The sequence below is a fragment of the Polyangiaceae bacterium genome (genome assembly GCA_020633235.1).
Lineage (GTDB): Bacteria > Myxococcota_A > Polyangia > Polyangiales > Polyangiaceae > JACKEA01.
In genome coordinates, this window is sequence record JACKEA010000003.1 from 40,019 (window position 1) to 53,549 (window position 13,531).

Genomic DNA, 13,531 nt, shown 5'->3' on the forward strand with positions numbered 1-13,531 from the left:
GGACTCGGATCAACCCCGAACCGAGGAGCCGGACGTGCCCAACCCCAAGACGTGGTTAAAGACGTTGGCGCTGGGGCTCGCGCTCGCGGGGTGCTCGAGCGGGGGGAGCGATCCGACGCCGGACTACGCTTCGGAGACTGCGACGGACGCCTCGGGGGCGGTGTACTTGGCGCACGAGGTGGTCGTACGTCGCACCAGCTCTGCCAGCGCCTTCGACCACGAGGTCTCCGCCATCGGTGCCAGCCGGATCGCGGGGACGTCGCTCTTGGAGGAGCTCGGCTACCACCGACTGCGACTGCCACCGGGGCTCACTCCCGAGGACGCCGGCAAGGCGCTGATCGCGCGGGGCGTGGCGGACCGCGCCGAAGCGGACTACCTGCTGAACCTGGATCTGACGCCGAACGATCCCAAGCTGCCATCGCTGTGGGGACTGTCCGCGATCTCCATGACCGGCGCTTGGGATCACGGGACCGGCTCGAGCGACGTGCGGGTGGGCGTGCTGGACACGGGCATCGATTTCTCTCACGCCGATTTGAAGGCCAACATCTGGGAAAATCCCGGGGAGATCCCCGGCAACGGCGTGGACGACGACGGAAACGGCCTGGTCGACGACGTCCATGGCTGGGACTTCGTCAACGGCGATGCCGACCCGAGTGACGACCATTGGCATGGCACCCACGTGTCGGGAACCATCGGCGCCGTGGGCGACAACGCCCTTGGCGTAGTGGGCGTCAACTGGAAGGTGTCGCTGGTGCCGTTGAAGGTGTGCGGCCTCACCTCGTGCCTGACGACGCATCTCTCCGAAGCGCTGGTGTACGCGTCCAAGATCGGGGTGCGCGTCGCCAATGCGAGCCTGGGCGGAGCCCACCCGCCGCTGAGCTACGAGCAGGCCGCCATCGAACAGCTGGGGGCGGAAGGCGGACTGCTCGTCGCTGCGGCGGGCAACGACGGTGTGAACAACGACATATCGCCGCACTACCCGGCCGCCTACTCGGAGCCGAACTTGGTCGCCGTGGCTGCTTCCGAAGTGGACGATGGCAGGGCCAGTTACAGCAACTACGGCGTGCAGACGGTTCACCTCGCGGCGCCGGGAAGCAACATCACCAGCACCTACCCGGGCAGCGCCTACGCTGGCGCCAGCGGCACCAGCATGGCATCACCCCACGTGGCCGGAGCGGCGGCGCTGTACGTTTCGCTGCACCCGACCGGGACCGCCGAGGCGCTGAAAGCCGAGCTGATCGCGACGGTGGACCTGCTGCCGGCGTTCTCGTCGGTGGTGGCGTCCGGCGGCCGACTGAACGTGCTGCGGCTGTTGACCGGCGACGAGAACTGCACCGGCAACGGCTGCGCCTGCACCGGCGGCGCGAGCTGCACTCCGGAGCTGACCTGCGCCGATGCTCCCTGCGCGCCCGAAGCGAGCTGTCAGGATCTGTCACCCGGCGTCGCCTGCACGTGCCCCTCGGGCTACCTCGGCGACGGCTATACTTGCACCGACGTCGACGAGTGCGAAAATGGGACCGCGACGTGCGACGGAAACGCTAGCTGCGAGAACGTGCCCGGCAGCTATCAGTGCCTGTGCAACGTCGGCTTTTCCGGAGATGGCCACAGCTGCACGGACGCGGACGAGTGCGCCGCGGGCACGGCGACGTGCCCCGCGGGCAGCGACTGCGAGAACGAGATCGGCGGCTATGCCTGCAGCTGCAGCGGCGGCACTTGCGGCGCGGCCTGCGAGGCGGGGTTGAACCCGTGCGACGAGCACGCCACCTGCAGTAGCGCCGGGGGCAGCTATTTCTGCAACTGCGATCCCGGCTGGGCTGGCGACGGCTTTTTCTGCGTGGACGTGGACGAATGCACCGACAGCCTGAACGACTGCAGCCCGCTCGCGACCTGCGAGAACACGCCCGGAGGTCACCTGTGCCACTGCAGCGCGGGCTACCAGGGCGACGGCAAGACCTGCTCCGACGTCGACGAGTGCGCCGCGGGCAGCGATGACTGCGACGACAACGCCAACTGCCAGAACACCGTCGGCAGCTTCACCTGCAGCTGCAACACGGGCTACACGGGCGACGGCAAGACCTGTTTCGACGTCGACGAGTGCGCCCTCGGCACTTACGCGTGTGGCCCCATCTCGCACTGCGAGAACGTCCCCGGCAGCTACGTGTGCGCCTGCAACGACGGCTACCAGGGCAACGGCGTGACCTGCTCCGACGTCGACGAATGCGCTGCGGGCACCGACGACTGCGACGACAACGCCACCTGTCAGAACACCGTCGGCAGCTTCGCCTGCGTGTGCAACGTGGGCTACGCCGGAGACGGCAAGACCTGCTCCGACGTCGACGAGTGCGCCCTCGGCGCCTTCACCTGCGATCCGAACGCCAGCTGCGTGAACACCCCCGGCTCCTACGGTTGTGCCTGCAACGACGGCTACCAGGGGGACGGCAAGACCTGCTCCGACGTCGACGAGTGCGCCCTCGGCACCTTCACTTGCGCTCCGAACGCCAGCTGCGTGAACACCCCCGGCTCCTACGACTGCCAGTGCAACGCGGGCTATTCGGGGACGGGCAAGACGTGCAGCGACGACGACGAGTGCGCCGCCGGAACGGACCAGTGCTCTCCGAATGCCGACTGTACCAACACGGTGGGCGGCTACGCCTGTGCCTGCCAGTCCGGCTGGGAGGGCGACGGCAAGACCTGCACCGACATCAACGAGTGCCAGAAGGGCGCCGTGAACTGCGGCATGAACGGCCAGTGTGAGAACACGCCGGGCGCCTACCACTGCAGCTGCAAGCCGGGCTTCGAGCTCAAGGGCAAGGAGTGCGACGACGTCGACGAGTGCACCACCGGCCAGCACACCTGCAACGTTCACGCGAAGTGCACCAACACCGTGGGCGGCTTCACCTGCGCCTGCAAGGTCGGCTTCGCCGGAGACGGCGAGCTCTGCGCCGAGGTCGACGAGTGCGCTCTGGGTACCGACGACTGTGACGACCTCGCGATCTGCACGAACACCGACGGTGGCTTCACCTGCACTTGCCCCGCCGGCTACACCGGAGACGGCAAGACCTGCACCGACGCCGACGAGTGCGCCCTCGGCACCCACGACTGCGACGACAACGCCACCTGCACCAACACCGCCGGCGGCTTCACCTGCGCCTGCAACGCCGGTTACACCGGAAGCGGCAAGACCTGCACCGAGACCGACGAGTGTGCCCTCGGCACCCACGACTGCGATTCGAACGCCAGCTGCACCAACACCGCCGGCGGCTTCACCTGCGCCTGCAACGCCGGTTACACCGGAAGCGGCAAGACCTGCACCGACGTGGACGAGTGCGCCCTCGGCACCCACGACTGCGACCCGAACGCCAGCTGCCAGAACCTCCCGGGAAGCTACGCCTGCAGCTGCAATGCCGGCTACGCGGGCGACGGCAAGACCTGCACCGACGCCGATGAGTGCGCCCTCGGCACCCACGATTGCGATCCGAACGCCAACTGCACCAATACCGTTGGCAGCTTCAACTGCGTCTGCAACGCCGGCTTCTCCGGCAACGGCAAGACCTGCGTCGGCGGCACCCACTGCACGGCGAGCTCCTGCGACCCGAACGCCACCTGCAGCGAAGGCGCGAATAGCTTCAGCTGCACCTGCAATGCCGGCTTCTCCGGCGACGGCTTCAGCTGCACGGACGTCGACGAGTGCGCGCTCGGTACCGCCGCCTGCGATCCGAACGCGACCTGCACGAACACCCCCGGCAGCTACACCTGCAGCTGCAACGCGGGCTTTTCCGGAGACGGCAAGACCTGCGGCAAGAACGAATGCGCCCTCGGGCTCGACAACTGCAGCGAGCAGGCCGTGTGCGTGGACACCCCGACCTCGTTCTCGTGCGTGTGCAAGGCGGGCTTCTCCGGTGACGGCGTGACCTGCACGGACGTCGACGAGTGCGCCCTGGGCACCGACGACTGCAGCGCTGACGCGACGTGCACGAATACCTTCGGCGGCTACGCCTGCAGCTGCAACGCCGGCTTCTCCGGCGACGGCAAGACGTGCTTGCCGCCGGCCGCCACGACGGTGGCGCTGGGTACCAGCGGCGACCACACCTGTGCGCTGTCGGACGCCGGAAGCGTTCGCTGCTGGGGCCGCAACGACTTCGGGCAGCTCGGCTATGGGCACACCGACAGCATTTCCGACGCGAACGCGGCCGCCTGGGTCTCCACCGGCGGCGCCGTACAGCGCCTGGCCGTGGGTGTGACCCACACCTGTGTGCTGCTCGACAGCGGCAAGGTCCGCTGCTTCGGCAAGGGTGATCACGGCCAGCTCGGCTACGGCAACACGAACGACATCGGCGACGACGAGACGCCCTTTGGCTTCGTGGACGTCGGGGGCACGGTGGTGGATCTCGCCGCGGGCGGCGAGCACACCTGCGCCTTGCTTTCGTCCGGTGCGGTGCGCTGTTGGGGCCTCGGCGTCGACGGCCAGCTCGGCTACGGCAACACGAACGACGTCGGTGACGACGAAGCGCCCGCCAGCGCCGGCGACGTGCCCCTGGGCGGGAACGCCATCGCCCTCGCCGCAGGGCGCGACCACACCTGCGCGCTGCTCTCCTCCGGCGCGCTGCGCTGCTGGGGGCGCGGCCTCTGGGCGCCCCTGGGCTATGGCAACACCGAGAGCATCGGCGACGACGAGACGCCGGCGAGTGCCGGCGACGTGCCCGTGGGCGGCACCGTCGTGGAGGTCGCAGCGGGCTGGTACCACACCTGCGCTCGCCTTTCGTCCGGCGCCGTGCGTTGCTGGGGCTACGGCGCGGTGGGCCAGCTCGGGTACGGCAACCCGAACGACATCGGCGACGACGAGACGCCGGACAGCGCCGGCGACGTTCCCCTGGGCGCGGCGGCCACGCAGATCACCGCTGGGCTGTTCCACACCTGCGCCACCACCAGCAGCGGCCACGTGCGCTGTTGGGGCTACGCCGACTCCGGCCGCCTCGGCTACGGGAGCTCCGACAACATCGGCGACGACGAGACGCCGGACAGCGCCGGCGACGTTCCCCTGGGCTCCACCGCCGGCTCCGTGCACGCGGGCTTCGCGCACACTTGCGCCCTGCTGACCAGTGGCAAGGTCGCGTGCTGGGGGGATGGCGCCTTTGGGCAGCTCGGCAACGGCTCCACGTCAGACGTCGGCAACGCCGGCAGCGCGACGCCCTTTGCGGCGGCAGCCATGAACGAGTGCGCCACGGGCATGGCCAGCTGCAACGCCGACGCCAGCTGCTTCGACCTCGCGGTGGGCTACGCCTGCAGCTGCAACCCGGGCTTCACCGGAAACGGCTTCTCGTGCACGCCGCTTTCCGCGTGGGTCGACAGCGTGAGCGCCGGCGGCGCGCACAGCTGTGCACTGCTCTCTACCGGAGCCGTGCGCTGTTGGGGCGCGGGACTCCAAGGGCAGCTCGGCTACGGCAACACCGACACCATCGGTGACGACGAAGCGCCGTTCACCGCCGGCGACGTTCCCCTGGGCGCGGCGGCCATCGCCGTGGCCGCCGGCGGCCGCCACAGCTGCGCGTTGCTCGACACCGGCGCCGTCCGCTGTTGGGGCGCGGGTCAGTACGGACAGCTCGGCTACGGCTTCGCCCACAACGTGGGCGACGACGAAGCCCCCGCCAGCGTCGGCGACGTTCCCCTGGGAGCCACCGCCATCGCGATCGCCACCGGCGAGAACCACAGCTGCGCGCTGCTTGGCTCCGGCGCGGTGCGCTGCTGGGGTCTCGGGCAAGCCGGACGCCTGGGCTACGGCAACACCGAAAACGTCGGCGACGACGACACGCCGGCCGTGATGGGCAACGTCCCCCTCGGCGCTCCCGCGACGCAGATCGCGGCGGGGAAGGCGCACACCTGCGCAGTCTTCGCCGACGGCTCCGTGCGCTGCTGGGGTTTCGGGTTGTACGGACAGCTCGGTACGGCGAGCACGCAGAACGTCGGCGACAACGAGCTTCCCACGGCCTCCGTAGCGCTGGGCGCACCGGCCGTGAAGGTCGCGGCCGGCGGCTACCACAGCTGCGCACTGCTCACCGACGGCTCCGTGCGCTGCTGGGGCTACGGCCTGGAGGGCGCCCTGGGCAGCGGCCAAACCGCGACCATCGGCGACGACGAGCCCCCCACGGCCATCGCGCCCGTCGCCCTCGGCGCCGCCGCCGTCGACGTGAGCTGCGGCGCTGCCTTCAGCTGCGCCCTGCTCGAGACCGGCGCCGTGCGCTGTTGGGGCTCGCCCCCGGCGGCCCTTGGCTACGGTACCGGTGTGGTGCTCTACGCACCGGGCGCGGACGTTTCTCTGGGTGGAGCGGTCTTGGGTCTCAGCGCCGGCGAGAAGCACACCTGCGCCACCTTTGCGGATCACGTGCGGTGCTGGGGCGACGCTGGCTCGGGCCGCCTGGGTCTCGCCACCACCAACGCCGTGGGCGACGACGAGGCGCCCACCGCTCTGGGTCCCGTGTTGGTCATCGGTCCCTGAGCTTCACAGGGTGAGCGCGTACACGAAGCTGGTCTTCGGCGACCGGAGCTCGCGTTCCTTGATCAGCTCGAAGGGCACCACCTTGCCGTCGACGTACTTCGCCGCCAGCGCCAGCGCCGCTTTCTTGTCGCCCTTGGCCTTGATGCGACCCACGTCCCGCATCAGGTTCTTGGCCGCAGCGCGGAACGCGTCCAGCTTCAGCACGAACGCGCCTTTGTCCTTGCCGTTGGCGGCAGCCTGATTCGCGTCGAAGGTCACGGCGCCGGCGTCCATCAAGTAGCCGAGCTGGATCGCAGCCAGCTGGCTGTAGGTCTTGCGCTGCCCGGACTCCGTGTACATCCCGCGGGAGATGTGACCGAAGGCCCACACGATGGAATCCACGTAGGACTCGCGCTCGAGTTTTTCGTCGATCACGCCCTTGTCCGCCAGATAGCCCAGGAAATAGAGGGCGCCGGTCTGAGCCTTCAGCTCCTCGAGCATCGCCGCCAGCGGCCCACCGAAGATGTCGTCGTCCACCTTGCCGCGCACCGTGTACTCGTGTGCGGGCCCCAAGTTGTGCGTGGCTTCGTGCAAGATGGTGCTGAGCAACCCGGGCGTGGAGTCTTCCGAAAGCTCCTTCAAGGAGGCCTCGGACAAGAGCGACGCCGCGATCTCGCGGCGCGTCCGTTTGCTGTCCGCGTCCTGGAACAGATTCGTCATCGCCACGGTACGCCCGCGATTGTCGTTCGCGACCTTGCCCCAGTTGGGCAGGCTCTGACCGATGGTGGCGCCGAAGGCATCGCGATCGTCTCCCGCGTTGATCACGATGTCGATGAAGTCCGGTAGATGGAAGCTCACCTTCCGGGGCTGATAGGCGGGACCGATCAACCCCGCCAAAGACTTTTCCATGTCCGCCTGAACCGGAGAGAGCTTCTTCTGCCAGGCCAGAGAGTCCTTGTTGATGAGCGCGAAGGTCATGTGGAACCCCGCCTTGCGGTTGCAGGGATCCCAGTACGTCTCGTCCGGCGCCACCCGCAGATAGAAGCGGGAGTTCTCGGCGTTCATCTTGGACCACGCCTCGTCGGCACGCTCCCAATCGTCGTCCGCAAAGCTCTTCGACGCCGCTTGCAGATACGCCGCGAGCGCCTCCTCCCCGCTGCCCGAGAGTCCCTTGGCCGCCGCCATGAGCTTGGCGGCCGCCGCCTTCATGGCGGCCGGACGCGCCTGGCTGAAGGGGACGGGCAGGAGCTCCCCGTCATTGGTCTGTTTCACCGCCACGAAGGGCGCGAGCAGCGTCTTCTGATCCGGCCGCGCTTCCAGCTTCTTGCACCCGGCCGGGGTCATGGGCGGGCCGAAGGCGTACACCCCCGGCGCCGGAGTCGGCGCGCCGGGCAAGGCGGAGCACTTCGGGTTCTTCTCGGTCTTGGGCGCCAAGCAACGCGGACCCCAGTTGCGGCGAAAGGCGCTCTGACTCGCGACGTCGAGCTTCTTGGCTTGGTCCGCGAGACCCGCCATCCCGTTCTCCCACGCATACAGCGCGTCGATCTCCCGAGCCACGTCGAGCATGCGCCGCACGAAGCCCTTCTGGGCGGCCGGCAGGGCCGAGAGATCGTTCTCCACCAGCGTGGGGCGGCCCTGGTCGAGCTCCTCCAGGATCAATTTCCTGCGCTCGGCCTCCGCCGGAGCGAGGTTCACCGGCAGCGAGCCGTCGTCCGCCACCAGGCGTTCGTAGGCTTGAGTGAGCTCCGGCGTGAACTGCCCTCCCGCCGTCCAATGCCCTTCCGTCGGGTAGAACAGGAGCGAGCGCACCTCGCTCGGATCCATCACGCCGTCCCCGTTCGTATCCTCGTCCCAGAACAGCGGGAGGTTCTGACGAACAGCGCGCCGGTTCACCTCTTCGCGCGTCAGGCGGTCATAGCGCGGAGCCTCCGGCGTAGCCTTTGTGGCGGGCGCAGCGACCGGGGCGGGCATGGGCGTTGACGGCGGCGGAGCGTTGCCGCCGCAGGAAACGGCGACCGCCGCCGAGGTCAACATCCAGGAAAAAGCGCCAATGGAAGCTCTCATGGCGGCGCACGCTAATGCGAGGGGGGCGTCGTCGCAATGTCTCGAGCCCTTGCAGAGTGCGACCGCCGCGGCTAGCTTCAGTTTGCTCGCTGGCTCGTGCCCATTCGGTGTTCGCCAGCGGGCGCGCGGCGTGCTTTCGCCGTGCATCCGCCACGATGCAGCTCACCCCTCAGATGTGGCGGCGGCTGTGGCCGTTCGTCCTCCTCTTCCTCGCGTCGGTGATGGCCTATTTCCAGGCGTCCGGCGTGTCGGAGTTGGTCGGCGCCAGCCTCGAGCCGAGCGCGCGTCCGGTGCCTCCGCGAGCGCCGCCTCCGGCGCTCCACCAGCAGCGCCCTCCCGACGCCAAGGCCATCCTCGATCGCAATCCCTTCGACTCCGTCACGGGTCCCCTCGGCAGGGTGCCGGAGATCGAGCTCGCCAAGAAGAAGCCCGAGCACGTGGATCCGCTGCACGCGCCGGAATGCAAGGGGCTCACCGTGAGCATCACCACGGAGTCACCGGATCCGTCCTGGTCCCTGGCGGTGATCCAGGGGCCGGGGGAGAAGCACGGACGACTGCGCCGCATCGGAGACACCGTGGGCGACAAGCGCGTGGCGTACATCGGCTTCAATCGGCTGGAGCAGAGCCCGACGGTGTGGCTCGAGTCGACCTCGGGCTTGTGCCAGTCCTATCTCTTCGACGACGAGCCCGCGCCGGCGAAACCCAAACCCAAGCCCACCCTCAAGAAGCCTCCACGGCGCCCCGCCCGCCGTGTTCCGCCGGCAGCGCCCAAGAGCATCGCCGACAAGATCCACCGAGTGAGCGCTACGGAGTTCAACGTCGATCGCAGCGTGGTGGACACCGTCGTGGAGCAATACAGCAAGCTCTTGAAGAACGTGCTGGTGAGGCCGGTGCAGAAGAACGGGCGCGTGGTGGGCATGCGCGTGCTGCGCATCCGCCCCGACACGCTGCTCGGCAAGCTCGGCCTGGCCAATGGCGACGTGATTCAATCCATCAACGGCTTCCAGCTGTCCGCCCCGGACAAGGCACTCCAGGCCTACGCCCGCCTGCGCACTGCCAGCAACATCGCGCTCAAGGTCGAGCGCAAGGGCAAGCCGATGACCATCGACCTGCACATCCAGTAGACTCGGCTCGTGCCCGTCCTGTCCCTGGCCGACGCCACCACCACGGAAATCGCCGAGCTGCCCTCGGAACGGAGCATCGCCCTGCTGCCCGTTGGCGCCACCGAGGCCCACGGCCCTCACCTGCCGCTGGCCACCGACGTGATCATCGCGGAGGCCATGTGTCGCGCCGCCGCCCAGCGTCTGTCGGAAGCGGGTCTCGTTGCCGTGCTCGCGCCGCCCCTGGCGTACACTGCGGCGGGCTACGCGGCCGGCTTCGCGGGTACCATCAGCGTGCGTCCCGAAACCGTGACGGCGCTGGTGGTGGACGTGTGTCGCGGCCTGGCCCGCGCAGGCCTCCGCACCGTGGCTCTCGCGAGCGCGCACCTCGACCCGACCCACATCGGCTCCCTGTATGCCGCAGGGAAGGAGCTCGAGGGCGAGGTCCGCGTGGTGTTTCCCGACATCACCAAGAAGCCCTGGGCTCTCCGCCTGACGGACGAGTTCAAGAGCGGCGCTTGCCATGCCGGCCAGTTCGAGGGTTCCGTCGTCATGGCCGCGCGCCCGGAGCTCGTTCGCGAGCACATCCAACGACAGCTGCCCCCCAATCCCAAGAGCCTCTCGCTGGCCATCAAGAGCGGTCTCGCGAGCTTCGAAGCAGCCGGTGGCCCTCGCGCCTACTTCGGGGATCCTGCTCGGGCCAGCGCCGAGGAGGGGCGACAAACCATCGAGATCCTTGGCGATATCTTGGCGGAAGCCGTCCACGCCGCGATCGCTCCCTGACTCCCCCTGCCGCTTCATCTGGATGTCGGGACGGCGCGGGCACGCCGCGCCGCGACGTCGCAGGGCGAGGTTCCTCGGCGCAGCACGCCGTCGCGCCGCGTCGTTTCCGCGGCGCGCCAACATGAAGCGCTGACGGCTGGTTCGGTGGCGTCGGCTGCCGTAAGCTTCGGGCGTGATTGGGGCGTGGACCTCCGAGGTGGGAGCGGACGAGCTGGCCCGGGCGGCCGAGCTCGTGGCGCGTACAGCCCTCGAAATCACCCCGGAGGAACGCGTGCTCGTGCTCTTCGATCGCCAGAGCAAGCAGATCGCGTCGGCTTTGATCACGGCGACACGCTCTCGCGGAGCCAAGATCTTCGCGGTGGATTTGGATCGTCTCGGGCAGCGTCCGCTGTCGGTGTTGGACGACTGGGTGACCCACGAGCTGTCCCGCGCGAGCGCGAGCGTGTTCGTCGCGCGAGCGCTTCGCGAAGAGCTCGGCATGCGGCAACAGGTGCTTCACCTCGTGAAGCGCCACGGTCTGCGACATGCCCACATGCCGGACGTGAGCACGTTGGCCTTCGCGCGCGGACAGCGCATCGACTATGCCAAGGTGGGGAACTTCGGGCGCCGGCTGGCAGACAAGCTCCGACAGGCGCGGCGCCTGGAAGTGGAGAGCACGGCGGGCACGGCCCTGGTGGTGGAGCTCGGGGACGATTGTCGCTGGTTCGAGCAGCTGGGGCGCCTGGCTCCAGGCCGCTGGGGAAACCTGCCGGCGGGCGCCTTGTACACCTCCCCGCTGCGAGTGAACGGCGTGTTCGTGGCGGACGCCAGCGTGGGTGAGTACTTCGGGCGTCGGGAAGGGAACCTGCGCGACAAGCCGCTGAAGCTGTTCATCGAGGACGGCCGTGTTCGCGCGGCGAGCGCCCCCGAGGCACCGGCCCTCGCTGCAGACGTGGAACGCATGTTGTCCTTCGGCCCAGGCTCGGATCGGGTGGGGCTCGTCGCCGTGGGCGTCAACTACGGCATCCACGAGCCCACCGGCGAGGCGTTGGTCGATCAGAACCTGCCGGGCTTGCACCTCGGCATCGGAGATCCCGCGGCGCAGGTCACTGGAGCGAGCTGGACCGCGCCAACGAGCTTCGCGGCGTGCGGCGCGGGGGCCACCGTCGTCGTACAGTCGGTCCCGGTGATCGTGCGAGGCAAGCTCCTCACACCGGCCTGAGTCAGGCGCTTCGGTACAGCGCGAAGAAGAAATGATCGCCGTGGCCACGGGCGCCATCCATGCCGCCAATGCCCAGGCACAGATCGTCCGAGAGCGGCTTCACCTCGTCGTACAAGCGAGCACGAAGCGCCCATGGCAGCAGGCGGTCGTCGTAGTGGAGTCGCAGGGCCGTGGTGTCGCGCCAGCGAGACGGCCCCAGGCTCGCGCTGAAGTGACCGACACCCAAACGCGGTGACTGCCAGAACCAGCGACGGCGCGCGAAGTCCACTCCGAAGGGCAAGCGCTGGAACATGAGCGCTTCCGCGGGGCGATAGAGCGGGTGGCGCGCGCCGGGGGTGCCGAGCCAACGAAGCAGCTTGCCGCGAAATGGGGCGGGCTGCGCGGGAGCCACTTGGTTGCGAGCGAAAAGCGCTTCGAGCTCGGGGAGTGCCGCCGTTTCGAGATCGGCGAGTCGCAGGGTCACCGGCCGATCCTAGCGCCCAGAGGGGCTTTGCCCAAGGCCGTCGCGGGCGGTCAAGAGCTAGCGTAGGCTCGCGGCCATGCGCATCGTCAACCCGAAGAACGACACGTTGCTGCACGAGGTCGCCGAGGACACGGAGCAGAGCATCTCCGACAAGGTGAAGGCGGCCTGGGTCGCGCAGCGCAGCTGGGCGGCGACGCCTTACTCCGAGCGCGCCGAGATCCTCCGGCGCTTTCGAGCTCTGGTGGTGGAACGCACGGAACCGATGGCGCGAATTCTCACCGCCGAGGTCGGCAAGCCGATCACTCAATCGAGGAACGAGCTCGCGGGGCTCTTGGGTCGACTGGACTTCTTTCTGGACAAGACCGGCGCCGAGCTTTCGGACGAGGTCGTGGCGGGCGTGGACACGGGTACCGAGGAACGCATCCGGCACGAGCCCCTGGGCGTGATCGCGAACGTCTCCGCCTGGAACTACCCTTACTTCGTGGGCGCCAACGTGTTCGTGCCCGCGCTGCTCACGGGCAATGCCGTACTGTACAAGCCGAGCGAGTACGCCACGCTGACGGGCCGCGCCATCGCCGACGCTCTGTCCGCCGCGGGCGTTCCCGAGGGCGTGTTCAGCACGGTGGTGGGCGGCGGCAGCGTAGGCGCGCGGCTGCTCGAAGAGCGCTTGCGCGGGGTGTTTTTCACGGGCTCCTATGCGACCGGCAGCGCCATCGCGGCAAAGATGGCCCCGCGCATGGTGCGCGTGCAGCTCGAGCTGGGCGGCAAGGATCCGGCCTACGTGCGCGAGGACGTGGACGTCGCCGCAGCGGCCGGAGCGGTGGCCGACGGCGCCTTCTACAACGCGGGGCAGAGCTGCTGTGCCGTGGAGCGCATCTACGTCCACGAGCGCATCTTCGATGCCTTCACCGCGGAGCTGGACAAGGCCGTGCGGGGATTCGTGGTGGGCGACCCGGACGACGAAGCCACCTACGTCGGCCCTCTGGCACGACGTCAAGCGGCGATCGATCACCTCACTTCCCAGGTGTCCGACGCGCGCGAGCGTGGCGCGCGGGTGCTGACCGGGGGCGGCCGGCTGGAGCGGCCCGGCTTCTTCTTCGAGCCGACGGTGCTGGTGGACGTGACCCACGACATGGCCGTGATGCGCGAGGAGACCTTCGGACCCTTGATTGGCGTGATGAAGGTGAAGTCCGACGAGCACGCCCTCGAGCTGATGCAGGACACCGAGTATGGCCTCACGGCGGCGGTGTACAGCAAGGACCGCGAGCGCGCGGAAGCACTACTGGCCGACCTGGACGTGGGCAGCGCCTACGTGAACTGCTGCGACCGCGTGAGCCCGAGGCTGCCGTGGACCGGACGGCGCCACTCGGGCATTGGCTGCACGCTGTCTACCTATGGCATCGAAGCCTTCGTCGTGCCCAAGGCCTATCACGTGCGGCCGGCGTGAC

General features: G+C 68.8%; 7 protein-coding genes. 5 read left to right on the top strand and 2 right to left on the bottom strand.

Features of this window, described 5'->3' with window-relative positions; translation table 11 throughout:
• Window positions 1-34 precede the first annotated feature (34 nt).
• The gene (locus H6717_17055) at window positions 35-6,493 is read left to right on the top strand and encodes a S8 family serine peptidase (GenBank protein MCB9578740.1); all 6,459 of its coding nucleotides are present in this window, start codon (window positions 35-37) and stop codon (window positions 6,491-6,493) included.
• Between the two features lie 3 nt (window positions 6,494-6,496).
• Here the strand turns inward: H6717_17055 and H6717_17060 are convergent, their stop codons facing one another.
• Entirely contained in the window at window positions 6,497-8,536 is a 2,040-nt protein-coding gene (locus H6717_17060; protein MCB9578741.1) for a hypothetical protein, read from the bottom strand.
• Window positions 8,537-8,691: 155 nt separating this feature from the next.
• On the opposite strand from H6717_17060, the gene H6717_17065 reads away from it, so the two are divergent.
• From H6717_17065 to H6717_17075, 3 genes are all read left to right on the top strand, one after another.
• Window positions 8,692-9,660, top strand: coding sequence for a general secretion pathway protein GspC (locus H6717_17065; protein MCB9578742.1), 969 nt, complete (start codon window positions 8,692-8,694; stop codon window positions 9,658-9,660).
• Window positions 9,661-9,669: 9 nt separating this feature from the next.
• The gene (locus tag H6717_17070) at window positions 9,670-10,419 is read left to right on the top strand and encodes a creatininase family protein (protein MCB9578743.1); all 750 of its coding nucleotides are present in this window, start codon (window positions 9,670-9,672) and stop codon (window positions 10,417-10,419) included.
• 172 nt (window positions 10,420-10,591) lie between these two features.
• The gene (locus tag H6717_17075) at window positions 10,592-11,620 is read left to right on the top strand and encodes an aminopeptidase (protein MCB9578744.1); all 1,029 of its coding nucleotides are present in this window, start codon (window positions 10,592-10,594) and stop codon (window positions 11,618-11,620) included.
• A 1-nt stretch (window position 11,621) separates the two neighbouring features.
• Here H6717_17075 and H6717_17080 read toward each other — a convergent pair whose 3' ends face one another.
• Window positions 11,622-12,083 carry a hypothetical protein gene (locus H6717_17080; protein MCB9578745.1) on the bottom strand — a complete coding sequence of 154 codons (462 nt, stop codon included), beginning with the start codon at window positions 12,081-12,083 and terminating at the stop codon, window positions 11,622-11,624.
• A 76-nt stretch (window positions 12,084-12,159) separates the two neighbouring features.
• On the opposite strand from H6717_17080, the gene H6717_17085 reads away from it, so the two are divergent.
• Window positions 12,160-13,530, top strand: coding sequence for an aldehyde dehydrogenase family protein (locus H6717_17085; GenBank protein ID MCB9578746.1), 1,371 nt, complete (start codon window positions 12,160-12,162; stop codon window positions 13,528-13,530).
• The last annotated feature ends 1 nt before the right edge of the window (window position 13,531 follow it).

Coding starts and splice junctions, on each gene's coding strand:
- H6717_17060 (MCB9578741.1), bottom strand. CDS start 8,536: ATGAGAGCTTCCATTGGCGCTTTTTCCTGGATGTTGACCTCGGCGGCG.
- H6717_17065 (MCB9578742.1), top strand. CDS start 8,692: ATGCAGCTCACCCCTCAGATGTGGCGGCGGCTGTGGCCGTTCGTCCTC.
- H6717_17085 (MCB9578746.1), top strand. CDS start 12,160: ATGCGCATCGTCAACCCGAAGAACGACACGTTGCTGCACGAGGTCGCC.